Source organism: Paenibacillus nasutitermitis (assembly GCF_014641075.1).
GTDB lineage: Bacteria > Bacillota > Bacilli > Paenibacillales > Paenibacillaceae > Paenibacillus_Z > Paenibacillus_Z nasutitermitis.
Map to the genome: position 1 here is coordinate 599,828 of NZ_BMHP01000004.1, position 25,540 is coordinate 625,367.

Genomic DNA, 25,540 nt, shown 5'->3' on the forward strand with positions numbered 1-25,540 from the left:
ATGCCCGCCCTATAAGAGAGTGTTTCTGGAACGGTTTATGATATGGCGCCGCGCCCTCCGAGAACATTAAATCGGATTCCGGCGGCTTAACGCGCTGGCGACCGGCGCCGCCCCGCTGCTCCGCGGGATCCGGGTGCCTGGCCCTTTTCGCCGGGGCGGATGGCGATTAAGGTAATGAAGGCGGCCACCAGAGCTGTTGACGCAAGAACCATGAACAGCAGCATCACCGATTTGTCCATGAGCAGCGCAATGATTGGCGGACCGACCGCGACCCCGATAAACCGCATGCTGCTGTACAAAGAGGTCACCGTGCCCCGCTGCTCTTTTTCAATCCCCTCCGTAATGAGGGCATCCAGACTGGGCAGCGCGGAACCGATTCCCGCCGAAGCGGCAGCCAGCATCGCGACCATCCACCATGTATGGCTCCACTGTACCCACCCTAATATGAAAAGGCCGGCAGCTGCGACAAGCAATCCGGTGAAACATGTCCATTTCATGACCACTTTATTTTCGCCGATCCATTTGCCGCTCAGATAGGAGGCCAGGCAGAGGCAGGCAAGCGGTACTGCCAGCACAAGCCCCTTCATGATCGAACTCATTCCGCGTGTTTCCAGCGTCTCGGACAAATAAAACAGACTTCCGAAAATGACAAACATACAAATGCCGCCCATGGCAAAAATGCCGTACAGCCATTTTTTTTCCTTCAGAATGGAGCCGATGGACCGCAAAAACGTACGGATTCCCGTATCCGCTGTTTGCTGCTCTTCTTTGGAAGGGGCTTTCACCAGGAAAAGGACCAGCCCAAAGGAGAGCATGCTGAATATAGGAATGGCGAAGAACGGGATATACCATGCCCATATTGCCAGAGCCGCGCCCAGAATGGGACTTAGCACCTTGCCGAAGGTGTTGGACGTCTCCACGATGCCCAGACCGCTGCTGACATCCTCATTCTTCTTGAATAAATCCCCGACCAGGGGAATGACAACGGGGAAGCAGCCTGCCGATCCAAGCCCTTGGATTAACCGTGCCGTAATAATAAGACCATAGGCATGATCGGCCCAGACCGCTGCGAGTCCCGCGCCTGCCCCGGCCGCCGAAACCAGAATAAGTCCGGGAAGAATGACGGCTTTGCGGCTGAATCTGTCCGATAAATAGCCGGCCAGTGGAATGAACAGAATCGCCACTGCGGCGTAAACGGTAATAATCAGGCTGGCCTTGAAGGGACTGATGCCAAGCGCCTTCTGCATCGCTGGCAGAACAGGGATCAGCATGGAGTTTGCCAGCGTCATGGTTAAGGGTATGGAAGCGATTGAAAGTAAATCCCACTTTTTTTTGGCTTCCATGTCGTTCTCCTTCTCCAGTGAGTTTATGGGTTTAGTCGACAATAAAAGCGGCTCATGCGTTCGTACAAGCTTAACCGGAACAAGAGAGGTTTATGCACATGGAGCGGCAATTTCAATTGGCATTAGCTTGAGGTGAATGGCGGGCAATGCAGGGATAAGTTAATGTTCAGACCCGGAGCCCATGCTCCGGGATATTGACGTTTGCGGAAGATGGCAAGCATAATGAAAGACAAAGCGCTGCATCCTGACGCAGGGCTTGCCAATGGAATGGAGGAGAAGCGAGTCATGCGCAAACTGGTTTTTTTTATCGGCGGAGCCGGCGCGGGAAAAACAACCGTCGCCAAGGCGTTGGCTGCCAGGCGGCATGCCGCCTTGTTTGATATGGACACGCTGTCCAGACCGGCGTCGGAGGCGATTATGAGGCTTGCCGGGCTTGATCCGAATGACCGCGATTCTCCGGTCTACAAGGCATATTGCCGGGATTTGGGGTACAGGCTGACAATGGACGCGGCTTTGGAAAATGTGGAAATCGGCAGCGATGCTTATGTTATCGGGCCATTCACCAAGGAAACGGAGGACCCGCATTGGCTGGAGCGGGAGCTTGCCGCTATCGGAGCGTCGCTTGCGGATGTGGAGGTCAAGGTTATCTTCGTAACGCTCGAAGGGGAAGGGCTTTACCGTCAGCGGATTCAGGAGAGAGGCTCCGTCCTGGATGGCTGGAAGCTTGAGAACTGGGGCTCATTCCGTAAGTCGCTTGTTCCGCGGGACACACGCTGGAATCTGCCGTCGTCATCCGTCCTTCATTATGACAATTCCGCTTCATGGAACGAAGGCCGGATAACGCAGCTTGAGCATTTTATATATGGAGAAGGTAGTTGAGAACAAGCCATTACAGGTCTTATTGAAATAAAATGATTACCCAAGGGGCGGCGAATAAGGTGACGAAGGCGGTGAAAATCATGGCGATTCCGGCAACCGCGCCGGACACCGCGCCGTATTCCAGCGCTTTGCTGATCCCCGCCGAATGTGCGCTAATGCCCAGCAGCAGACCTCTTGCGACAGGGTGCTTGATACGGAACCATTTGACGATCTGCGGTCCCATTATCATCCCCATTAAGCCGGTCACGATCGTCGCGGCTGCCGTTATGGTCGGAACGCCGCCTATAATGGAAGAGATCGAAACGGCAATGGGGGTCGTCGAAGAGCGCGGAGCCAGGCTGCTTGAGATCTCGTCGGATAAACCCAGCAGATGGGCGATCCCGACTGACGTGGCAATCGCGGCAAGAGCGCCGCATCCGACGCTTGCGAGGATGACGGTGGCGTTTTTTTTGAGCAGGTTGAAATTCCGGTACAGAATAACGGCAAGCGCAATGGTAGCAGGCTCCACCATATCGGACAAGAGGCCCGCGCCCTGATCGTAAACTTCATATGAGACTCCGCTCAGCCCGACTGCGGCAATCACGATGACCGGTGTGAGGAGCAGCGGCGTCAGATACGCTTTATTGAATTTGCGGTAGAGCCGTTTGGCCATCCAATAGATCAAGATCGTGCAGCCAAGCCAGAAGAATGCTTCCATCAGCTGATCCCCTTTTCTTTCCGCCCGGATACCCATTGGCCAACGAGCCCGCTGCACAGCATGACGGCAACTGTGCTGAAGGCAATTGTAGCTGTGATTATCAGACCGCTGTGGGCAATCAGGCTGGTGTAATTCATGATGCCGACTGTGGCGGGAATGAAGAACAGCAGCATTTCCGCAAGCAGCCACTTGGAGCCGCGTTCGATCCACCTTAAGCGGACAATACCCAGTTTGAGCAGGGCGAACAGAAGCGCAATGCCGACAATGCTTCCAGGGACAGGCAGATGGAACCATATCACCAGGTGGTCGGCCAGCCGTGCTATAAGAATGAAGAAGAGAATTTGCAGGGTCAAGGGAAGCAATGTTCGCATGGGTAACCACTCCTAACGTATCTATTGCCAGTATACGAATTCCTTCATCATGAGTAAAATGAATATATGGAATGGTTTTCATTCCATTTGTCTATGTGACGGGAGTGGGTTAACAATGGATATCCGGCATTTGCAGGTGGTGGCCGAAATTGTGCGTCAAAACAGCTTTACGAAAGCCGCGGACAGCCTCCATCTCACACAGCCTACAATCAGCAAGACGATCCGGAACCTGGAGAACGAGCTTAATGTGGAGGTTTTCATCCGGGATGGAAAAACCTTGAAGCTGACGGATGCAGGGACGGCGATTATGAGCTATGCCGGTCCGATTCTTCAGCTGTTCGACAAGCTGCAATCGGAGATTCACGATCTGACTTATCTGAATAAAGGCCGTATATCCATCGGTCTGCCGCCCATGGCAGGGGCGCGGTTCTTTCCGGGGGTAATCAAAAGCTTCCAGGAGCGTTATCCGGGCATCGCCATTCAGATGGTGGAGGAAGGCTCCAATAAAATAGAAGAAAGCATCGCGACAGGCGAGCTTGATGTGGGGGTTGTACTGGGACCGGTTGACGGGGGAGTATTTGATTCATTCCCCGTTATCGATGAGGTATTGAAGGTGATTCTACATCCCTCCAATGCGCTTGCCGGCAAGGCGCAGATCAGATTGTCGGAGCTTGCACAGGAGAAGTTTATTCTGTTCAGCAGCGATTTTGCCCTGCATGACCGCATCATTACGGAATGCCGCGCTGTCGGTTACTCGCCGCGGATTGAATATGAAAGCACGCAGTGGGATTTTATCGGGGAGATGGTGGCATCGGATCTGGGCATTGCCATGCTGCCGGCAACGATCTGCCGCTCCTTCAATCCGGCGAAGGTGCGCTCGGTACCTTTAATCGAACCTTCAATTCCCTGGAGTCTGGACATGGTATGGAAACGCGAAGGTTATTTGTCCCTGGCGGCGCGGGAATGGATTGCGTTTACCAGGCATTTATTTGCGTGATCCGAGTAAGCGATCGTTACCGTAGGACGCCGGGGCTACGGGGTGCCACGTGCGTTGAAGAATGCTCCGTTGGCGGTGGAGATGGAAGCTCGGGGGCGATTTTCGTTGGCTTTAGTTTCCGATTAGTGGGTAATATAGTAGAGGAATGAGGCATGGACTGCCAGGAATGGACTTCAAGACCATCAAAAGTGAGGTGTTCAAATCATGACATTAACCCCGGAACAGGTCATTACGCTGCATGGTTTCAACAATCTGACCAAATCCCTGAGCTTTAATATGTATGATGTTTGTTATACCAAGACTAAAGAAGAACGGGAAGCATATATTGAATATATAGACGAGCAGTACAATTCGGACCGGTTGACAGGGATACTGCAGTCGGTTACCGATATTATAGGAGCGCATGTGCTTAATATCGCCAAACAGGATTATGTGCCTCAAGGGGCAAGCGTTACGTTTCTGATCTCCGAAGGGCCTGTGGAGGCGGCTTCGACGGACTCGTTCGAGCAGTCGCCCGGTCCGCTCCCTGAATCGGTTGTGATGCATCTGAACAAAAGCCATATTACGGTACATACGTATCCCGAATATCATCCGGACGAAGGCATCAGCACCTTCCGGGCCGATGTCGATGTATCCACCTGCGGCGAGATTTCCCCGCTTAAGGCGCTGAATTATTTGATTCATTCCTTTGATACCGACATCATGACCATCGATTACCGTGTCCGCGGATTTACCCGCGATATTCACGGACATAAATTATTTATCGACCATGATATCAGCTCCATTCAAAATTATATTCCGGACGGGGTCAAAAGCATGTATGATATGATTGATGTCAATGTGTACCAGGAGAACATCTTCCATACCAAATGCAAGCTCAAGCAGTTCGATCTCAACAACTATTTGTTCGGCTACACGAAAGATAAGCTGGCGCCAGGCGAAGAGAAAGTGATTACGGAACAGTTGAAAATGGAGATGGATGAAATCTTTTACGGGAAAAATATGAGTACGGCGCCATCTGGCATGGCTGATGAAAGGGTGAAGGAAACGCAAGATGAACAATAGCATTCTGGATAAATATTGTATCGTCACGATCGGTTATGCCGTCTCGAGGATCGGGCAGGTCAAGAAAGTAACGCCCCGGACGGTGCATGTGGATTGGGGCGCCAAGACGATGATTTATATGAATAAGGATTTCAAGTGGATCCCTCTTGACAAAGAAGAGGTCGAAGCCAAATACCGGAAAAGCAAATTCACGCCCGAATCGCTTAAACGCGCGGAGGATCTTGGTATGGAGATCCGGTAGTTGGCAGAAGGCAAGGGCCGCAAGAAGCAGGCATACGAGATAGATAAAGGAAGGAATGATGTCAATGGGATGGTTAATCGCGCTCGGAATCGTCGTTATCTTGGTGATTTATGTGATTGTCTCGTACAACGGACTTGTCAAACTGCGCAACTGGGTCAAGGAATCGTGGAGCCAGATCGATGTACAGCTGAAGCGCCGCCATGATCTGATCCCCAATCTGGTAGAAACCGTCAAAGGCTATGCCAAACATGAGCAAGAAACGCTCGCCCAGGTGATCGCCGCCCGCAATCAGCTGCTTAATGGATCGCCCGCCGAGCGGATCGAAGCGGACAACCAGCTGCAGGGCGCCTTGAAATCCATCTTCGCGCTCAGCGAAGCCTACCCGGATCTGAAGGCGAACCAGAACTTCCAGAATCTGCAGGAGGAGCTGGCGAATTCCGAGAACAAGGTTGCTTATTCCCGCCAACTGTACAACAAGACGGTTGCCGAATACAATATCAAGCGCGAAAGCTTCCCGTCGAATATCATTGCGGGCATGTTCAGCTTCAAGGAAGAGCAGCTGCTGGTCACCCCGGAAGCGGAGAAGGAAGTTCCCACCATTAAATTTTAATGCCCTTCACGCCTGATCCGTTAACGCAAAGGATGACGATAAATGCTGTATAAACAAATTGAGCGCAATAAACGCAAAACCTTTCTGCTCATTCTGCTGTTTAGCGCAATCGTGGCAGGAGTCGGGAGCGCCATAGGCTACTTGGGTTATGGAGAGGCATGGGGAGGACTTATTTTGGCTGCGGTTGTACTGGCCTTCTATATTCCGATCAGCCTCATGTCCGCGAATAAGCAGGTACTTCGAATGTCCGGAGCACGTCCGGTTTCCCAGGAGGAATATCCGCAGCTGTATAATATTATTGAGGGCTTATGTATTCCCGCCCGCATTCCGATGCCCAGGATTTATGTCGTGAACGATCCGGCTCCCAATGCTTTCGCTACGGGAACCAAGCCGGAGAAAGGGGCGGTCGCTTTCACTACCGGCCTGCTCCAGCAGCTGAACCGGGAGGAGCTGGAGGCGGTAGCTGCTCATGAGATCGGCCATATCCGCAATTATGACATCCGTCTGATGACCATCAGCATCGCCTTGATAGGTGTTATTGCCCTTCTCGCGGATATGGGATCGCGGATGCTGTTCTTCCAGCGGGGAGGCAACCGGGATAACAAGAAGACCCACCCCGCTGTGATGATTATCGCACTTATTTTCGTCGTGTTGTCGCCTATTGCGGCGAGATTTGTTCATCTTGCCGTCTCCCGCAACCGGGAATATCTCGCGGATGCTACGGCTGTGGAGCTCACGCGCAATGCCACGGGGCTCAAGCAGGCGCTGATCAAGATCAGCGGCAGCAATCTGGATGTCCGGGAGGCCAAGCCGTCAACGGCTGCCATGTATATTTCCAATCCCTTCGGCAAAGCAGCCCGGAAGAAGCGGTCAAGCTGGTTCAGCACGCATCCGTCGATGGAATCGAGGATTGAGAGACTGGATCAGATGTAGGAAGACTGAGCGGGCTTAAAAGAATCCAAGATGGTCTAATATGAATTATAAGAAAATCAAGCCATGAATTTCTGCCGAAAGGACAGGGATTCATGGTTTTTTTATTCTACGATACCGCCATATTACCCGCAGGTGAACGAACCGGACACCAGAGCCGACTATTTGCAACGATTTGCCCTATGCTTCATTTTGGCGGACACCGGAAGCTCCATTTGCTAGATATTAGTTAGAAATGACAATGAAAAGGGCAAATAACGTCTTCTCAGTCCGCGAGCTTCGGTAAACGATACTTCTGGAACCTATTCACGGCCTTAAGGTCCGTTTCACCGATTTGGGCAAGCACTGATTTTGGTTTAGAGCCATTCTACTTTTTTCATAAAAGTTTTCGATTATATGGTGTTTTTTGACAGGAAATTCATAAAAATTGTCGAATCCATGTAGTGGATGGAAGAAAAAAGAAATTATTCGACATGAGAACGGAGGATATGACAAAATTTATTGAAAAACATGAATCCCGCGAGTGTTATGTTCAGAAAGGTCTATTTTTCTGGAAAGGAGAATGCCATGAAAGTCAGCATTATTGTGATGGCACGGCATGTAAGCGAATTGAAGCAGTGTATTGCCAGCATTGAGCTGTATACACCATCACCATTTGAACTAGTCGTTGTGAATGGCGGGGCGGACCGGGATGTCGCGCAATGGCTGGAGAAAAGAAGCCATCTGCAGGTGGTGGCAGCGGATCCGAAAGGCAGCGCTACCCGGGGGTTCAACCTGGGGGCTGCGCAGACAAGCGGGGATCTGCTTGTGTTTATACAGGATCATGTACTGGTCGCCGAGCATTGGCTGAAGTGTCTGGCCGGATGTCTTGACAATCATCCTGAGGCGGCTATGGTAGGCCCCATAAGCAATCATGGGCGCGGCCGGCAGCGGCTCTCCCTGCAATGCGAAACGATACAGCAGTTCGATACGATGGCCCGCGCTTATGTGACATCCCATGCCGGGGAAGCTGTACCGGTGATCTCTCTCTATACCCATCTTCTGGTGGTACGCCGGGATGTCTTCCGCCAGCTGGGAGGTTTTGATGAGCAGTTGGGCCTCTTGTCTCAAGAGGAAGACTATGATTTCTGTTACCGGGCGTTCGAAGCGGGACATGTCTTGTATGTAGCCCAGGATTGTTACGTCCGCTGCCTGGAGCCTCCTGAGCGGGTCTCCGGGAATGAGAAGCAGTCAGCGACCGAACGTCAGATGGATCAAGCCAGGCTGATGGGTAAATGGGGGTTTGACATTACTGCGGAGCTCATGCGCTGGGAGCAGCCGGTTACGGTGAGTCTGTGCATGATTGTCAGAAACGAAGAACAATCCCTTGGACGCTGCTTGTCCAGTATAGGCAAGTTGGTGGATGAGATTATTATCGTCGACACAGGCTCAGCGGATCAGACCATAGAAATCGCTAAGGAGTACACCGAACACGTATACGATTTCCCGTGGGTCAATGACTTCTCCAAGGCGAGGAATTATGCCTTCAGCCTGGCTTCCAAGGAATATATCCTGTGGCTGGATGCGGACGATGTCTTGCTGCCCCGCGATGCGGAAGCGTTCAGCAAGCTGGTCGGCACGCTCGGGCGCGACACCGATGCCGTCTCTATGCCTTATCATCTGGGCTTCGATACGGATGGAAATGTAACCGCAAGCTTGCGGAGAAACCGTCTGGTGAAACGGGAGAGAAGCTTCCGGTGGATTGGCGCCGTTCATGAGTATTTGGAGGTTGACGGGAAAATCGCGGAGTCCGACATTGCCGTCACGCATGACCGGAAGCATTCAGACTCCTCCCGCAATTTGCATATTTACGAACAACGGGAAGAAAAGGGAGAGCTCTTCAACGCACGAGACTTGTACTATTATGCCAATGAGCTGGCGGATCATGATTTGCATGAGCGCGCAATCCTGAAGTATGAACAGTTTCTGCAGCATCCCGAGGGGGTTCGGGAGAATAAAATCAATGCTTGCGGCCGGGCCGGGGATGCGCTTCATGCTTTGGGGCGTACAGATGAAGCGAAAAAAAAGGTCATGCAGTCTTTTGCTTATTCGCTGCCGAGGGCGGAGAACTGCTGCAGGCTGGGATTCTACCATATAGCCGAGGAAAATTTCGAAGAAGCCATCGTATGGTACAAGCAGGCAACCCAACTGCCAAAACCGACCGATCCGGGAGCGCTGCTGCTGCATGCCAGCTGGACCTGGCTGCCTCATCTTCAGCTGTGCGTATGCTACGACCGGCTGGGACAGCCGGAATTGGCTCGCGGGCACAATGAAATCGCTGCAGGCTATGTACCCAATAACAGCCGAATATTGGCCAACCGGCAGTATTTTGCAAGCTTGAATTTGAGCGGGACGGCTGCAGATTAAAGGGGTCACCGTGGTTTTCGTTTGACGGAACCGTTGCGATAGCAAGTGGGCAAGAGTGAACTACATTTATTTTATGGAGGATGAAATCGGACATGAGAAACGTAGCAGAGCAGGCGGTACGGAAAGCAATGAAGCAAGGCAGCAAAGAAAGCCGGAAAAAAGGAATGAAGCAGACGCTGGCCAAAACCTCGCTCGCGGCGCTGGTCGTGGGCCAGGTTGCGGGCAATATTCCTCATCTTGATTTTATGAAAAATGGTGTCGCGAATGCCGCATCGCTTGATATCACATTCACCGATGTCAGTGCCTCTGCATGGTCCTTCAAATACATTACGAAGCTTGCCGCTCTCGGTGTGACCGTCGGAGACGCAAATGGAAAATTCAATCCCAATAATCCTGTCAGTCATCAGGAAGCGGTTATTATGGCATTGCGCTTTCTGGGAGTGGAGCAACCGCCTGCCAACGCCGGAGAGCTTTCACTGAATGCTGATGATTGGGCCCATGACTGGGTGCTACACGCGATCGATAAAGGGCTGCTGATCGCTGGAGAAGAGACGAAAATAGCGGGTCAATCGTGGGGGAAAGCAGCAGCAAGCCGCGAGTGGACAACAAAATTGCTCATTCGCGCACTGGGCAAACAGGAGGAAGCCGACGCCCTTGTGGATCAGAAGTCTTCGTTCGCTGACGCATCTGCCATTACGGCGTCCGAGCTCGGTTATGTAAACGAGGCGGTTCAATTGAAAATTATCAGCGGTTATCTGGACAACTCGTTTAAGCCGAAGGGTTTGATCACCAGGGCTGAGATAGCGAGCTTGCTAAGCAATGTCGAGAGTATTTTCAATGATCAACCGGATAAGGTTGTGCGCGGCAGTGTCGTTAAGCTGGCAAATGACGGTATCGAAATATCGGTCACCAATGAAGGGAACCGAATATTTACCTTGGATCCCAAAGCGGTTGTTTTTGGCGAGAGTGGACTTAGTTCCTCTATTCAGGCGGGTCAACCGGTCACGATTGTTCACAATGGCAATGAAGCCTATTATGTGGAATGGACCGGCGTACCAAAGCCTCCCAAAGACGGCGAAAAAGGAGAATCGGGTCCGCGCGGCAATGACGGTGCACCTGGGGCATCGGGGCCGGCGGGATCTTCGGGAGCAAATGGCAAAGACGGTGCAGCGGGGCCAGCAGGAACGGCAGGAGCAAAAGGAGATGCAGGAGCAGCCGGGCCAAAAGGTGATTCAGGAGCGAATGGTGTAAATGGGGCTAAAGGCGATCCAGGAGCTCAAGGAATCCAAGGACCTCAAGGAATCCAGGGCGATCAAGGACCAACTGGAGCTACTGGAGCTACGGGTGCAACAGGAGCAACCGGACCAACAGGACCTCAAGGAATCCAAGGTGATCCAGGACCGGCAGGAGCAACAGGAGCAACAGGAGCAACAGGAGCAACAGGAGCAACAGGAGCAATAGGTCTAGCAGGAGCAACAGGAGCAACGGGAGAAACCGGACCAACAGGACCTCAAGGAATCCAAGGTGACCCAGGACCGGCAGGAGCAACAGGAGCCGCAGGTGCAGGTGCGATTATTCCTTTCGCATCCGGAGAACCTGTCGTTATGACTACGCTTTTGGGGGGACTGATGGGGACTGGAAGCATTATGGGCTTCGGATCTTCGGTTCCTGGCGTTCAAGTCCTAGGTGGAAACATAGATCTTACAGGAGCACATAACACCAATTTAAACTATGCTTTTTCCGTTCCCCGCGCAGGTACGATTACGTCGATGTCCGCTTATTTTAGCACGACATTACCGTTATCTCTTGTCGGTTCAACGGTGACGGTAACCGCCCAATTATACCAATCCACCACACCTAATAATATCTTCTCTCCCGTTCCAGGTGCAACAGTTACGCTTGCTCCTGGTTTGACGGGGGCTCTCAGCCTCGGTACTGTGAGTAATGGATCGACTACTGGACTAGCCATACCGGTGATAGCAGGGACCCGTTTATTAATGGTTTATACGGCCACTGCTGCGGGTATCAACCTGATTAACACGGTATCGGGTTACGCAAGTGCAGGCTTGTCAATCAATTAAGCAGGGATTTGCAGAAAATCAACAATACATCCAAAAAGGGTTGAGCAGAGAGATTCTGCCCAACCCTTTTTGTCACTTCCAGGTAATACAAGAAGCCGGCAATGGCGGCCATGCAGATTCCGTACACTAGGATTGCTTGGCAATGACCGGAATCCATACCTCGCAGCGGTAATCCGCAGCTGTCGTGTCACCCGGCCCATAGACCTCGATGTCTGGTGCTTGAGCGTGCTCGTAGCCTGTAGAAGAGAACCATTCTCCGAAGATATGCTGCCATACCTGCTGGATCGCTCCGGGAAGCGGACCTACCGAGGGGAATACCGCCCAGGATGCGGACGGAATCGTCATTGAGATATATCCCTCAGACGGAGCGCTGTCACTTTCTACCGCGATGATATAGGTGAGAAGTTCGTCGCCAGGGAGCATACTGCAGATGCCGAGCAGATCCTTGCCGGGGCTTACGGCCTCCAGGGCGCTGACGGTACCGTCTTCATCGCTTTGTTTCCAGAACTCGGGTATCCTCCGGTTGTTCTCCCCGTTCTCCATGCTGACCTGAATTGATTTTCCTACAATGCGGAAGGCTTTCTTTTCCTCCATACGATATTCCATGTCCTCGTCTCCCTTCATAATGTTGTCGTAAGGGTGCCTAGTCGTAATCTCTTTATAATACAATCAACGGAGGGATACAAGCATCCAAAGAAATAGGCAGACGGGCGGTTTTACGATTTTAGAATCCGCAGCCATCTGATAGAATAAATGTATGTCGTGACTGGATTCATACACAAACCATGATATGCGTCATATAAGAGGAGTCCTGCAACTATGCTTCAGCAGTTTAACCACCGGCTTGAGCGCATTCTGCCGCTCATAACGCCAGCAAGCGTCCTTATTGGGGTGCTGCTGGGCCAGCATTTGGCCGGGTTTACCTTTCTGACCACCTGGGTTTTTGCATTTATGACGTTCTCGGGCAGCATAAGCTCAAGCTTCAGGGAATTTATCAAAGTATTGACCCAGCCGGTCCCCTTGTTCATGACCTTGCTCATTTTGCATGTCATCATGCCCCTGATCGCATTGGGAACGGGGCATCTGTTCTATGCCGGGGACCCCTACACCATGACCGGCTTCATTCTGGCGATGGCGATTCCAACCGGGATCACCAGCTTCGTATGGGTAGCGATTTACAAAGGCAATACCGCGCTCACGCTGTCGATTATTCTGATTGACACCATTCTGTCGCCGCTGGTTGTGCCCTACACCTTATCTGTGCTTGTCGGCGCGCAGGTGGAAATGGACATCTATGCCATGATGAGGGGGCTGCTGATGATGATTGTGCTGCCGTCGCTGTTGGGGATGGGGCTGAATCAATGGACCAAAGGCGGCATCCGCGACCACTGGGGTCCGCGTCTGAGTCCGTTTTCCAAGATCGGCATGGGTATCGTCGTGGCGATCAACAGCTCGGTCGTATCCCCTTATCTGCGGCATTTCGATGCCCGGCTCCTGCGCATTGCCTTAACTACGCTGCTGCTCGCGAGCCTCGGGTATATCCTCGGCTGGCTGATTGCCAAGCTGATGCGCTGGGAGAAGGATCTGGTCATTGCGCTCACCTTTAATGGCGGCATGCGCAATATCAGCGCGGGCGCCGTGCTTGCGGTCTCGTATTTTGCCCCACCGGTTGCGCTTCCGGTTGTGCTCGGCATGCTGTTTCAGCAGTCGCTGGCTTCCCTGTTCGGCTATTTGATTCATCGGCGGACGATCCAGGAGCAGAAGCGGGAGTCCGGAATTGCAGTATGACCAGCCCCTTCGCCACAGTCTCTTTACAAAATCTCATTCTCTGCTTGACCGCAAATGAACAATTGACCTATAAGATAGGGGAAGTTGCCACCATTTTGTAAGCCAGAAGGAGAAGATATGATGAGATTAGTGTTGATGGGCGATTTGCATTATCACGAGATCGACGCGGCCATTCCGGGACTTGCGGAGGCGCGCAGCGTATTCTATAACACCTTGCTGGAACGTTTTCTGGATGTCGAGGGCGATTTGCATGTATCGATTGGAGATCTTACTAATTTCGGTACATCCGTGGAGCTGCAAGAGGTTTATGAGCTGCTTCGCCGCGACGAACGCACTTTTATCCATGTATTGGGCAATCATGATCTCTATTCGCAGACCAGAGAGCAGGTGCTGGCCATTACGGGACAGCGGCGTTATTTTGCCATGGATACCGAATCGGCGCTGCTGGTTTTCCTGGATACTGCCCGGGAGATGGACCTGACCGATTGGGGCGGCTGGCTTGACGAGGAACAGCTGCAGTGGCTGGAGCAAATGGTTGAAGCATCGGGGACGAAGCCGCTGCTTGTGTTTGGCCATCATCCGGTCTACAAGACGACAAGACGGTCGGAAGGGGAGAAAAGCTCGATCCATCCTGACATCGACATGCGCCGCATTTTGAACCGCAAACAAGGCGTCGGCGTCTACTTTAACGGACATACGCATGTGGACTCCATCATCGTTGAAGGCAGCTGGACGTTCGTACAGCTATCCTCTTGTATGGACCAGCACGCCTTCCGGATCGTGGAGCTCGCCGATCAGGACATTCGTATCTCAACCATGGATATTGCGGACGCAGCCGTTCATGATCATGCTCCGATTCTGCATCAGCATATGAAGCATTTCCGTCCTACCCTCGAAGCCCGAGGAACTGATGCGGACCGCGAGCATGTGATTTCCCTGCTTGCCGGCTCGCAGACGTTATAAATCGCAACCGGGAGGTGATCGAAGGTGAAGGATGCCAACGCAGCAAACCGCGACGTTTTTCTGACGGGCCTTGCAAGGAACAGGATGATTGCTTCCATTAAGGATCCCAGGCATATCGAGACTGCGCTGGCGCTGCGCGGCCGATTAGGCGGCATTTTCCTGCTTACCGGCCATATCGGCGTCATCAAAGGGTATGTGGATGTGTTCAAGGAGCATCAGCTTCCGGTTTTCCTCCATCTGGAGAAGATCGGCGGCCTCAGCACGGATCATTACGGTCTGGATTATCTGGCGAAAGCCATTAAACCGACCGGCATTATCTCGACGAAAACGAATGTGGTGAAAACAGCGAAGAAAATGGGACTGGTCACCATTCAGCGTTTCTTCCTCGTCGATTCCGAGGGGCTGGACAATATCGCCAAAAGCCTCTCGCAGAGCGAGCCGGATATCGTGGAAGTGATGCCTGCGCGGATTCCCGATATGATCGGCAGAGTGAAAGCCCTCACCGGCCTGCCCATTATTACGGGAGGTTTATTGTATGAGCGCAGCCAGGCGGAGGCGTGTTTGAAATATGGCACAGTAGCGGTGTCATCGTCGAAGCCGGAGCTGTGGAAATGCCTGGAGCCAAGCATGGCTGATTCCAGAGCTTCAACCGCTATTGGATCACACACTTGAGAAATGATAGCTGCTTCTAATAATGTCCAGGCAGAACGGCCGCATTCAGCTGCGGCTGTTTTGTTTTGAGCTCTCACTTATATATTTGTTTTCTAACATCAATCCCTCACAGCCTGATCACTCTGCGATAAAAGGTATAATCTCCCCCGATATCCGCTTTATAAGCTTCCAACGTCGATTCATCCCATGAATGCCCGCGAAAATAAGTGGCCACCGGCAAGTAGCCCAGAGCAATCCCGAGTCCGCCGCAAATATTGCTGCCGCCGTCACCGCCCTTAAACAGGCATGGCGAATCCACAACCTCAAATCGATAAGGGTCATATGCGATGCTGATTCCAAAGTGATTGGGCAATTCCAAATCATAGGGCTTGCCCACATGATCAGGGTCTTCAAAGTGCTTGATGCGCATGTCATAGTGGAAGCTATCCCCCCAGCGCCATAACAATCGGGAGCCTCCGCCGCACAAATACTCCCATTCATCCTCGGAAGGAAGGGTGAAGCCTTTCAATTGGAGCTGTTGCAAGAACGTTTCATAGGATACCGCTTCGTACAGTTCGACAACCGTCCCTGCTTCAGATCTGCTTAGCCGGAGCGTTTTGTAAATGGTCAGCATCCGGGACGAGGACATTTCGAATTTGCGGATTTCTTCCTTCGAGTTTTCTGTCAGCTCCTCACTGTCGGGATCCACCGTGCGCCAACCAATTTCCCGCAGCTTGCACTCCACCAGCATAGACCCCACAGCAGCCGTGCGGACAGGCGACATCAGGCTGCGGATAAACGTTTCACTGTCGGGAATTTCGTACTCTTCCAGAGTCTCTTCAACGTCTTGCCTGGTAGATTCGTCAAATCCACTCGTAAACGATTCCCAGCCCAGTGTTACCGTATCGCCCGGAACAAACACAAATTCGCTGCCAGCAAGCTCATAGACCGCCGTGTGCGTATGCATCCCGAATCGTTCGAACCGGGCAAATCGTTTCAATACCAGCTCCGGATACCGGTCTGTCAGCGATTCCAGCAGCGCCTGCCGTTCGGTTTCCTCAAGCTTCTCATACCGTTCTCTAAGATAAGCAGTCATGTTCATTCCTCGCAATCTCCAGCAATATTCCGCTATTTTTTACGTGCTTTGGCTGCCTCATATAATGGCAAGTATAAGTCTTTCCGGTATATTTTGCATATCCTAATCTTCGCGGCATGCAACCTTTTTCCATATTAAAGTGTCAGTAAGCTTGAATGAAGGGGGTTTTAGATATGAGGAAATGTCTTATAATTATGATGGCCTTGATATTAATTGCGCTATTCGGATGTGAAAGCAGAGGAATTGATGACAAGGGGCCAGGACAGATTGAAGCAAGAAATATCGCTTCGATCACACTAACAGAAAAGGACAGCGAATCGGTCACCCTTACAGAAACTTCGTCCTTTGAACGATTCGTTCAAGCCACTACAGGTGCTGAATATGACGAGTCAAAGCTCGATATCGCTGCACCTGATTACGGGGCCACAGTGGAAATGAAGGATGGCACAAACCATCAATACTCATTCTGGATCGTTGGAGACAACACCGGATTATTCACTAAATCGGGACAAAATGGATACTATCGGATGGCGGATGCCTCCAAGAAAGATTTGTTGGACTTGTTCAAAGTAAATCTGAATCCGCCAACAATGTCAGAACTGCAAGTGGATGGCATTCAACAAATTACAATAATGGAGTCCAATAATGGGAATGCGGAACTACAAACGAAGGCGCTTGCCGTTCTCGTCGATAAAAATGAATTTCATGCTTTCTCCGATGCGATTAAGCATGCTAAACTAGCTACCGGGAATATCATTGCGATTGGAGCGGACTATGACTTTATTGTTGAATTTGCCTCCTCGCAACAGCGATTGAGCTATTGGAACGGGAAACATTTAAAGATGATATCCGACAATGACGACAAGAACTATTTTTTAAGCGATGATGCTGTCAAACAAATCGATTTGTTAATCCGTGAGGCAGAGCAAGCGAACTAGCGGGACGCATGAGTTGAACAAATAAAGAGTAGTTTGCCGCGGCAGCCTGCTCATAGTGTTTGGGAGGCGAAGGGGACGTGTCGAACGTGGACGAGGAGAAAAGTGCTGTGGAAAAAGCGGAAACGGTGTTTATAACAACCGAAGTCATAACGTCGAAAGTGTACAAGGTCAGTCCGGAGCAGAAAGAGGAGCTCGATCGTCTGGCGGAGGAGAGAATGAAAAAGGCTCGCGAGGAGGCAATACCGAAGATCCGCAAATTGTACGAGCAGCGGGTTAAGGAGCTCCGGCTGCAACAGAAGCCGAAGGCCGACGGAGAAGGAAACTGATACGACCTATTTTTATTATCTGATTGCAGGCAGATGTTTTCGGCACTTACGGATACGCAAGGATGTAAACCACGGGATCTTCTTCGTAATATAAAGGGAGAGAGACACAACATGAACAAACAACTGCTTGCCATACTTAAAAAAATGTACAAACACGACAACACCTATTATGATGCGGAGCGAGGCATTGCGCTTTATAAAACAGATATGTTGAAGCCCCAGGAAACAGAGCTGCTGCAGCAAAATAAGTGGGCGCCCAATGAAATAGAGCTTATCCGGCATGATGAATTAAATCGCAAGCTGATTGGCATGCAGTCCGAAGAACAGTTGTCCTGGCATGTTGTCGCCAGAATATTTATTGCAGGCGTTGGAGGCAGTTTTCCTGCCGGAATTTCCACACTGATGAATTATCATCAAATGATTCATATGCGGGAGCATGACTATCAGGAGGCCGAGCGGTTTATGAGCTGCAAGCGATGCGGCTTTCATAAGGATCAATGGGAGCATTTGTCATGGATTCGCTATGCGGTTCATTTGGGCAATGCTTATGGCAGCACTATTGGAGCCTACGCTCACTTGACTGAGCTGTTACAGCTGCTTCAGTCTGGCTCAATTGAACCAACGGATGAGGATAAGTCTAAGTTTAAGCAGCTGCTCCAATTGCTTGATGCAGCTGACGACAGTGAAACGCCTGGCCAGTTTGAGAAGAGACTGACGGCCGCGAAGCTATTAAAGGGCACAGCCGGCATGAGACGGAGTATCCTTCAATCGCTTGCGATGGTTGGCGTTATCCCTAATCGGATTCTTTCCATTTCGCCAGATTCCCGGGTGGATAATGAACAAATATTGAATGGTGAGCTGCTGCTAAACAACACCAAGGGAAGATCGGATATGGAGATGCCGTGGGCTGGCTGGCAAGGCGGACTTGGTGTCGACTGGGACAAAACACTGCAATTGTTCGGAACATGTTACGGAGAAGATGCTTTACGCCCTACATACTAAATGACGAATTGAATCAACATCCATGAAGAGGCTGCCGGCTGGATCGGCAGCTTCGTTGCGTTAACGGGAGATATAACTCGCAAAAATCCCTCCCGAAATTCCATGTGAAACTAAAGTAGCGGCTGTCGGGTTTTACTTATAAAAAAATACCATTTTTTTGCTGAAAAATGTAGTTCGACTTATATGCAGTCCTACTAAAATATTATATAATCATGAAGTTGAAGCAGTTTTTGTCGTAGTAGCAGTATTAAAGTCCTGGGTGTGAGGGGGAGTAAAGGGCCGCGGAATCACGTTCACTACGAATCGGGTAAAAAATCATCTTGAGAATGAGAATCATTATTCTAGTCAAATTTTTTATGGAGGGAAGATGTTGCAAGTATGAGAGAAGTAATAGTAGGAAAGAAATCGCGAAAATTGAGGCGCGCCTCTACAATGCTGCTGGTATGTTTGGCTATGATCGTTTCTCTGGTGGGGGATTTAGGTTCCAGAGCCATTGCTGCCTCAGATCCACCCTCGATTACCGGTCAACCGACCAATGCAACCATTGCTGCAGGAGGGAATACAAGCTTTACAGTCATAGCAAGCAATACAAACTCCTATCAATGGCAAGTGGATGAAGGTCCAGGCTTCATAAATATTAGCGATGCAGTTCCGTACAGCGGGGCGACAACATCAACGCTATCCATTACCGGAGCAACAATGGATATGGACGGATATTCATACCGCGTTATTGCAACCGGTGATAAATCGCCGGCTGCAACTTCGAACAGCGCAAGCTTGACAGTGAACACACTGACGCATGCGCCAGAGCCCACGATCAACGTGCAGCCCGTGTTGGAACAAGAGGTGGATGAAAAGCAGCCCCCGATCATTCTGAGCGTAGGGGCAACTGGCACAGGTACGTTAAGCTACCAGTGGTACCGGTATGATGACGCCAGCTTATCGAATGGCTTCGTGATTCCGAATGCAACCAGTGATTCCTTTACGGTGTCTACAGTCAATCCTCTGGAATACTATTATCGTGTGGTCGTTACGAATACGGACAATACCGCAACAGTAACCCAGACCGCATCGGTGACGAGCGACTTAGTCCATGTAAAGGTGAAAGCGCTGGCGAATGCATTGCCGCCAACTATTAACACACCGCCGGTCGGTCAAACGGTGACTGTGGGAGATCCGACCGTCACCCTGAGCGTAGCAGCAACTGCGACCCCACCAGGTACGTTAAGCTACCAGTGGCGCCGTTTTAATGACAACAGCTATTCGGGCGGCATAGCGTTCCCGGAGACAACCAGTGCCTCCTTTACGGTGCCTACAACCCATGCTTTGGAATACTATTATGATGTTATAGTAACGAATACGGATGAAACGGTACCAGGCAACACTAAAGCATCCGTAACGAGCAGTCTCGCCCATGTAGTGGTAGAAGAGCTCCCGAATCTTGTCCATGCTGCAGCGCCGATTATTGACGAGCAGCCAGACAACGAAATGGTGGATCAGCGGGAACCCGTCACCCTGATCGTAGAGGCCAGCATCACCGGCAGCGGCCTTGGAACATTAACTTACCAGTGGTACCGGATTACGGACGATGGCAGCGTACCGATGAATGGTGCAACCGGGACCTCCTTTAATGTACCGACAGCAGGTGCCGGGGTTGAAAATTATTATGTAGTAGTTACGAATACCGATGATGACGCAACGGGCAACAAGACTGCATCGGTAACGAGCAGAACAGTCACAGTAACAGTCAATGCACTGGCGAATGCAGCGCAGCCCGTTATCGACACTCAGCCAGTCAGCGATACGGTGGTGAATCAGCGGGAGCCCGTCACCCTGATTGTAGCGGCCAGTATCCCCGTCAACGGCAATGGTGATTTGAGCTACCAATGGTACCGGAGTGAAGACAACAGCTTCATTGGCGGATTTGCAATGAATAATGCAACCGGCGATTCGTTGACCGTGCCGACAGCAGGTGCCGGAGAATTCTATTATTATGTAATCGTCTCGAATAACGATGAATTGGCACCAGGCATCACGACCGCATCGGTAACGAGCAGCATAGTCAAAGTAACGGTCAATCCACTGGAGGATGCAGTGCAACCCGTTATTGACCTGCAGCCAGTCGGTCTGACAGTTAATGAGGACGACAGCGCTATTCTGAGCATTGAGGCAAGCGTAAGCGGCGAAGGAACATTAAGCTATCAGTGGTACCGGAATGATGTGAACGATATCAATCACTCCTCAGCCGTCATGAATGCTACAGGTTCCACATTTGCGGTACCTACATCCACTGCGCATGAATCCTATTATTATGCGGTGGTGACGAATACCAATCCGAACGTGCCAGGTTATACAACCGCAAGAGCGACAAGCGGCATCGTCAAAGTAAAAGTGAATGCGAATGCGCCGAAGCCTGTTTTCATTACACAGCCGCACAATCAGACGGTTTACGAGGGCAGCAGCCTTACTCTGAGCGTAGAGGCCAATGTGATCGGCGAAGGTACGTTAAGCTACCAATGGTACCAAAATTCGACGAACAGCACCGTGGGCGGAACAGCTATCGAAGGTGCGACGAGCGCCTCGCATACGATGACGGCATCCAGTGCCGGAATATTCTACTACTATGTGGTCGTCACGAATACCGATCCATCGGCACCGGGCTACAAGACATCCGTGTCAACCAGCTACGTGGCCAAAGTAAAAGTAAACCTGCATACCTACACCATCGAAGCCATAGCAGACCAAACGGCAAAAGCCTTGGTTCAAGGCTACGAATCGGGCACGCAGGAAACAAAAACAATCCTTGTAGCCAATACGGGTACAGGCAATCTGCTTAACCTTTCTGCATCTCTTAGCGGCGCGAATGCCGATGATTTTGTACTTACGCAGCCCGCTGCGACATTGAACAGCGGTTCGCCTGCGGCAAGCTTTACAGTGAAAGCGAAAGACGGACTGGCTGCAGGAACATATACGGCCACGGTGACGGTTTCCGCTGATCACCTGACGAGTGTGACCTTTACCGTCACACAAGTGGTGGACGCCCCTGAGGTTCCTGTTTATCCAGACTACCCGACTGATGGGGGAAATACGCAGCCAAACACGACTGGTGTTGATGTGTTGGTTAATGGTAAAGCAGAATCTGCAGGCACAGCGACAACAACCCAGGTCGATGGCCAAACGATCACAACCGTCGTCATGGACGCCAAGAAATTGAATGACCGGCTTGCGGCGGAAGGTCAGGGAGCCGTCATTACGATTCCTGTCTCGAGCCAATCCGATCGTGTAATCGCAGAGCTGGACGGCCAAATGATCCGGAATTTGGAGCAGAAGCAGGCGGTCGTGGTATTTAAAGCGAAGGACGCAACCTATACGTTGCCTGCCGGACAACTTAATATTGGCTCCATCGCCGAGAAGTTTGGCAAGGATGTACAGCTTCAAGACATCAAGATACAGATTGAAATCTCTACACCTGAAGCGGACATGGTGAAGGTTGTTGAGAATTCGGCAGCCAAAGGGGAACTTACGATTGTAATCCCTCCGCTTGAATTTACGGTCAAAGCCACATATGGCGGTACGACTGTTGAAGTAACAAATTTCAACGCTTATGTGGAGCGTACGATTGCCGTACCTGACGGTGTCGATCACAACAAGATTACAACAGGCGTTGTTGTGGATCCGGACGGAACGGTTCGTCATGTGCCGACCAAAGTTGTACAGATTGAAGGCAAGTATTATGTTGTGATCAACAGTTTGACCAACAGCACGTACACTGTCGTATGGCATCCGCTCGAATTCTCGGATGTCGCTGGCCATTGGGCTAAAACTATCATCAATGATATGGGTTCGCGCATGGTCATCGAAAGTACGGACAAAGGCATCTTTAACCCTGATCAGGACATTACCCGCGCAGAGTTTGCAGCGATTATCGTCCGGGGGTTGGGAATCAAGGCGGAATCGGGAACGACTCCATTCAAAGACACGGAATCATCAGCTTGGTACAGCAGTGTGGTTAACACGGCTTATGCGAATCAGTTGATTAATGGTTTTGAAGATGGCACATTCCGTCCGAATGACAAAATTACCCGTGAACAGGCCATGGTCATAATCGCTAAGGCGATGACGATAACCGGTCTGAAAACAACAGCGGCAGAAAATGCATTGCAATCATTCACAGATGCATCGGACGCTTCCGCTTGGGCTGCAGACAGCATAGCAGGCAGTATCCAGGCGGGTATTGTTAACGGAAGAAGCAGCGCGCAGCTGGCACCTAAAGCGTTTATTACAAGAGCTGAGGTTGCCGCAATTGTGCAAAGACTGCTTCAAAAATCCGATCTGATCTAGTTTCATACAAGAAGACGGGGGCTACTTCCGCCAAACAGTCAGGAGCTGTTTGGCGAAGGTAGCCCCTTTGCTATGGAAATGGGTGTCTTTAAATTTCGCCTTGCAGATGATACGCTAATCATACTGGTCATTCATTAATGGAGGTTTATCATGGGTATAGAAGCATCGATCTATAAGCAGGCGAGGAAATTAAAGCTCGGCAAGGCGGCGCTTGAACCGGAATTCAGCGAGCTTGCGAGAGTGCTGAAGGACAAGCTTGGGATTGAGATGATCCATGCCGTCTATGACCTGATGGACACAACACCCAGACTTCATATAATCGTAAACACAACTGAGCAATACGTGAATATGCATCAGAAAGGCCGGGGCCGATTTGGGTACAACAAAAATATTCAAAAGCTAATCGTGCGGGAATTCAGCCGGATCACCAGAGAAATAGAAACCGTGAAAAACTACGAGACAGACAATCTGTTTGTCTGTTATACCGACTTTGAGCACGAGGCCAAAACCGCGGCCAATAGCGAAATATCGATAGAGATCAGGGAAAAGCTATTCGCCAGGCACAAGGAGATCTGGCAGGTGGTCAGCCTGTTCACCACTATCACAGTATTTTATTTAACGGATGTGGATCTGGAACAAAACGCTGCCAGCGGAGTTAACGAGGAAATAAAAGCTTTTTGTTATGAAGCACTCAAACGGGCGGATGAATTTGACTATTACACAGAGTCGAATTTGGTCATTAGCTTTGACACCAAAGAAAACGTAGACAATAACTATGAGGGGAACCTGTATTATTATTTTAAATAGGGGAAGCAAGGTGATACCAAAATGAGTCCTACAACAATCGGCATGTTCGCGCATGTGGATGCAGGCAAGACCACTTTTGCCGAACAGCTGCTTTACCATACGCAAAGTATCCGGGAACGGGGGAGAGTCGATCATCAGGACGCTACCCTAGACAGCCATGACATTGAACGGGCAAGGGGCATCACCGTGTTTGCGGACCAGGCCGTCATGTCTTATAAGGAATCGACTTATTATTTGATCGATACGCCGGGGCACGTCGATTTCTCGCCGGAGATGGAACGGGCCGTCCAGGTGATGGATGCTGCGATTCTGATCGTCAGTGCGGTGGAAGGGGTTCAGGGCCATACGGAAACGGTCTGGCAGCTGCTTCACAAGCACCGGATTCCGACGTTCTTTTTTATCAACAAAACAGACCGGACCGGCGCGGATGTAGACCGGGTCATCGGGGAAATCCGCATGCATTTGACTGAGGATGTGTGTATGCTGACCGGGCACTTCGCGGATGGCGAAGTCGGAGAACCCCTGATGGAAAGCATGGCGGAGCGGGATGAATCGCTATTGGATACGTTTATCGCTGGAAACGTAGACCAGGCCTTCTGGCTGCGGACGCTGCAGGAGAAGATTCGCGGTCATCAGCTTTTTCCTTGCGCAAGCGGTTCTGCACTACAGGATATTGGCGTGACCGAATTTCTGGATCAGCTGCATCAGCTTACGATCACCGATTATGAAAGGCAGGCTCCTTTTGGGGGACGTGTCTACAAGATCCGCCATGACCGCAGCGGTGTGCGTTTGACCTACATCAAGGCGTTAAGCGGTACGCTAAAGGTTCGCGATGAACTGTGTTATACGAACGGGGATGATCAAGTTTGCGAGAAGGTGACGCGGCTGCTCATGGTGAACGGAAGCAAATCTCATCCGGTTGATCAGGCAACGGCGGGCGATCTGTTCGCGGTAACTGGACTCTCGGCAGCCGAAGCTGGACAAGGCCTCGGCAGCTGCACCGACAAGCTGGCATACGAGATGGTGCCGACGCTTACGTCGAAGGTTATTTTTGCCGAATCCTTGAATGCCAAGGATGTGCTGAAAGCTTTTCAGATCCTGAATGCGGAGGACCCTTCCTTGAATGTGATCTGGGAGGAGACCCTCCAGGAAATTCACATCCATGTGATGGGACTTATTCAGCTTGAAGTGCTGCAGCAGCTGGCGGGCGAACGATTCCAGTTCGATATCGCCTTCGGCAGCCCTGAAATTCTGTACAAAGAAACAATAGGCTCAACGGTTATCGGATATGGCCACTTCGAGCCGCTTAAGCATTATGCAGAGGTACATCTGCGGCTGGAGCCAGGGGAGCGGGGCAGCGGCATTACGTTTACGAGCGAATGCCATGTGAATGAATTAAGCACAGGCAATCAGAATCTGATCAGAACCCATCTGTATGAGCGGGATCACCATGGCTTATTGACGGGGATGGCAGTGACCGATATCCGGGTTACGCTGCTGAAGGGCGCCGCGCATAATGAGCATACGCATGGCGGCGATTTTCGCGAAGCGGCTTTCCGGGCATTGAGGCAAGGGCTGGAGAAAGCGGAGAATATCCTGCTGGAGCCTTATTATGATTTTAAGATTAAAGTAGAAGCGGACGATATGGGCAGAGTGTTATCGGATATTCAGCGGGCTTATGGACAGTTTGATCCGCCGCAAACGACAACCACCCATGCGGTCATTACGGGCAGAGTCCCTGTAGCCAATTTCATGAACTACAGCACGGAGCTTGCTTCCTTCACCCATGGCAGAGGCCATCTTCATCTCGTCTTCGGCGGTTATGACCGCTGTCATAACGAGCAAGAGGTGATCGAACGCAAAGGCTACCGGAAGGACGCAGATCCGCTGTACAGCTCCTCGTCGATTTTCTGCGCCAAGGGACATGGGTATACGGTGGCCTGGGATGAGGCGGAGGCGAAGATGCATTTGTTGTGAGACCGGCAGGGTTGAAATGCAAGGCAAATAC

22 protein-coding genes are annotated in these 25,540 nt (G+C 51.1%); 17 read left to right on the forward strand and 5 right to left on the reverse strand.

Translation table 11 applies throughout. The features are described from left to right. Nucleotides 1-86: 86 nt before the first annotated feature. Nucleotides 87-1,343, reverse strand: coding sequence for an MFS transporter (locus IEY46_RS27180; RefSeq protein ID WP_188997074.1), 1,257 nt, complete (start codon nt 1,341-1,343; stop codon nt 87-89). Between the two features lie 285 nt (nt 1,344-1,628). Between IEY46_RS27180 and IEY46_RS27185 the strand changes: the two genes are divergently transcribed. Beyond that, the gene (locus tag IEY46_RS27185) at nt 1,629-2,222 is read left to right on the forward strand and encodes a P-loop nucleotide/nucleoside kinase family protein (protein ID WP_188997237.1); all 594 of its coding nucleotides are present in this window, start codon (nt 1,629-1,631) and stop codon (nt 2,220-2,222) included. Nucleotides 2,223-2,241: 19 nt separating this feature from the next. Here IEY46_RS27185 and IEY46_RS27190 read toward each other — a convergent pair whose 3' ends face one another. Continuing rightward, nucleotides 2,242-2,919 carry an LrgB family protein gene (locus tag IEY46_RS27190; RefSeq protein ID WP_188997076.1) on the reverse strand — a complete coding sequence of 226 codons (678 nt, stop codon included), beginning with the start codon at nt 2,917-2,919 and terminating at the stop codon, nt 2,242-2,244. Further along, entirely contained in the window at nt 2,919-3,290 is a 372-nt protein-coding gene (locus IEY46_RS27195) for a CidA/LrgA family protein (protein WP_188997077.1), read from the reverse strand. Before IEY46_RS27195 ends, IEY46_RS27190 begins: the two co-directional genes overlap by 1 nt. 115 nt (nt 3,291-3,405) lie before the next feature. Here IEY46_RS27195 and IEY46_RS27200 point away from each other — a divergent pair, with 115 nt between their 5' ends. The 7 genes from IEY46_RS27200 (at nt 3,406) to IEY46_RS36955 (ending at nt 11,620) form a co-directional block, all read left to right on the forward strand. Further along, nucleotides 3,406-4,287, forward strand: a complete 882-nt coding sequence (locus IEY46_RS27200) for a LysR family transcriptional regulator (protein ID WP_188997079.1) — start codon at nt 3,406-3,408, stop codon at nt 4,285-4,287. 204 nt (nt 4,288-4,491) lie between these two features. Then, nucleotides 4,492-5,352: an adenosylmethionine decarboxylase gene (speD, locus tag IEY46_RS27205; RefSeq protein ID WP_188997081.1), complete on the forward strand. Its 861-nt coding sequence runs from the start codon at nt 4,492-4,494 to the stop codon at nt 5,350-5,352. Continuing rightward, nucleotides 5,342-5,593 (forward strand): hypothetical protein, encoded by a 252-nt coding sequence (locus IEY46_RS27210; protein ID WP_188997082.1) that lies wholly within the window; start codon nt 5,342-5,344, stop codon nt 5,591-5,593. Before speD ends, IEY46_RS27210 begins: the two co-directional genes overlap by 11 nt. 64 nt (nt 5,594-5,657) lie before the next feature. Further along, complete coding sequence (locus IEY46_RS27215) at nt 5,658-6,203, forward strand: LemA family protein (RefSeq protein WP_188997084.1); 546 nt, start codon at nt 5,658-5,660, stop codon at nt 6,201-6,203. Between the two features lie 42 nt (nt 6,204-6,245). Further along, nucleotides 6,246-7,136, forward strand: coding sequence for a zinc metalloprotease HtpX (gene htpX / locus IEY46_RS27220; RefSeq protein ID WP_188997085.1), 891 nt, complete (start codon nt 6,246-6,248; stop codon nt 7,134-7,136). 564 nt (nt 7,137-7,700) lie between these two features. After that, nucleotides 7,701-9,539, forward strand: a complete 1,839-nt coding sequence (locus IEY46_RS27225; RefSeq protein WP_188997087.1) for a glycosyltransferase — start codon at nt 7,701-7,703, stop codon at nt 9,537-9,539. A 92-nt stretch (nt 9,540-9,631) separates the two neighbouring features. Next, nucleotides 9,632-11,620, forward strand: a complete 1,989-nt coding sequence (locus IEY46_RS36955) for an exosporium glycoprotein BclB-related protein (protein WP_188997089.1) — start codon at nt 9,632-9,634, stop codon at nt 11,618-11,620. Nucleotides 11,621-11,746: 126 nt separating this feature from the next. Here the strand turns inward: IEY46_RS36955 and IEY46_RS27235 are convergent, their stop codons facing one another. Further along, on the reverse strand, nt 11,747-12,226 hold the full coding sequence (locus tag IEY46_RS27235; RefSeq protein ID WP_188997091.1) for a GyrI-like domain-containing protein: 480 nt from the start codon (nt 12,224-12,226) through the stop codon (nt 11,747-11,749). A 213-nt stretch (nt 12,227-12,439) separates the two neighbouring features. Between IEY46_RS27235 and IEY46_RS27240 the strand changes: the two genes are divergently transcribed. The 3 genes from IEY46_RS27240 (at nt 12,440) to IEY46_RS27250 (ending at nt 15,043) form a co-directional block, all read left to right on the forward strand. Next, a complete protein-coding gene (locus IEY46_RS27240) occupies nt 12,440-13,408 on the forward strand; it encodes a bile acid:sodium symporter family protein (protein WP_188997092.1) in 969 nt (322 codons plus the stop codon). A gap of 117 nt (nt 13,409-13,525) precedes the next feature. Next, the gene (locus IEY46_RS27245; RefSeq protein WP_229750571.1) at nt 13,526-14,371 is read left to right on the forward strand and encodes a metallophosphoesterase family protein; all 846 of its coding nucleotides are present in this window, start codon (nt 13,526-13,528) and stop codon (nt 14,369-14,371) included. A gap of 24 nt (nt 14,372-14,395) precedes the next feature. After that, entirely contained in the window at nt 14,396-15,043 is a 648-nt protein-coding gene (locus tag IEY46_RS27250) for a glycerol-3-phosphate responsive antiterminator (RefSeq protein ID WP_229750572.1), read from the forward strand. A 106-nt stretch (nt 15,044-15,149) separates the two neighbouring features. On the opposite strand, the gene IEY46_RS27255 is transcribed toward IEY46_RS27250, so the two are convergent. After that, nucleotides 15,150-16,124 (reverse strand): formylglycine-generating enzyme family protein, encoded by a 975-nt coding sequence (locus IEY46_RS27255; protein WP_188997096.1) that lies wholly within the window; start codon nt 16,122-16,124, stop codon nt 15,150-15,152. Between the two features lie 167 nt (nt 16,125-16,291). Here IEY46_RS27255 and IEY46_RS27260 point away from each other — a divergent pair, with 167 nt between their 5' ends. The 6 genes from IEY46_RS27260 to IEY46_RS27285 all read left to right on the forward strand — a co-directional run bounded on the left by IEY46_RS27260 (nt 16,292) and on the right by IEY46_RS27285 (nt 25,509). Further along, entirely contained in the window at nt 16,292-17,056 is a 765-nt protein-coding gene (locus tag IEY46_RS27260; RefSeq protein WP_188997098.1) for a YhfM domain-containing protein, read from the forward strand. Between the two features lie 77 nt (nt 17,057-17,133). Continuing rightward, nucleotides 17,134-17,382 carry a hypothetical protein gene (locus IEY46_RS27265; protein WP_188997100.1) on the forward strand — a complete coding sequence of 83 codons (249 nt, stop codon included), beginning with the start codon at nt 17,134-17,136 and terminating at the stop codon, nt 17,380-17,382. Nucleotides 17,383-17,493: 111 nt separating this feature from the next. Further along, nucleotides 17,494-18,384, forward strand: coding sequence for a hypothetical protein (locus IEY46_RS27270; protein WP_188997102.1), 891 nt, complete (start codon nt 17,494-17,496; stop codon nt 18,382-18,384). Nucleotides 18,385-18,762: 378 nt separating this feature from the next. Further along, complete coding sequence (locus tag IEY46_RS36560) at nt 18,763-22,725, forward strand: S-layer homology domain-containing protein (RefSeq protein ID WP_229750573.1); 3,963 nt, start codon at nt 18,763-18,765, stop codon at nt 22,723-22,725. 150 nt (nt 22,726-22,875) lie between these two features. Further along, nucleotides 22,876-23,532, forward strand: coding sequence for a hypothetical protein (locus IEY46_RS27280; RefSeq protein WP_188997104.1), 657 nt, complete (start codon nt 22,876-22,878; stop codon nt 23,530-23,532). Nucleotides 23,533-23,553: 21 nt separating this feature from the next. Further along, a complete protein-coding gene (locus IEY46_RS27285; protein WP_188997106.1) occupies nt 23,554-25,509 on the forward strand; it encodes an elongation factor G in 1,956 nt (651 codons plus the stop codon). Nucleotides 25,510-25,540 lie beyond the last annotated feature (31 nt).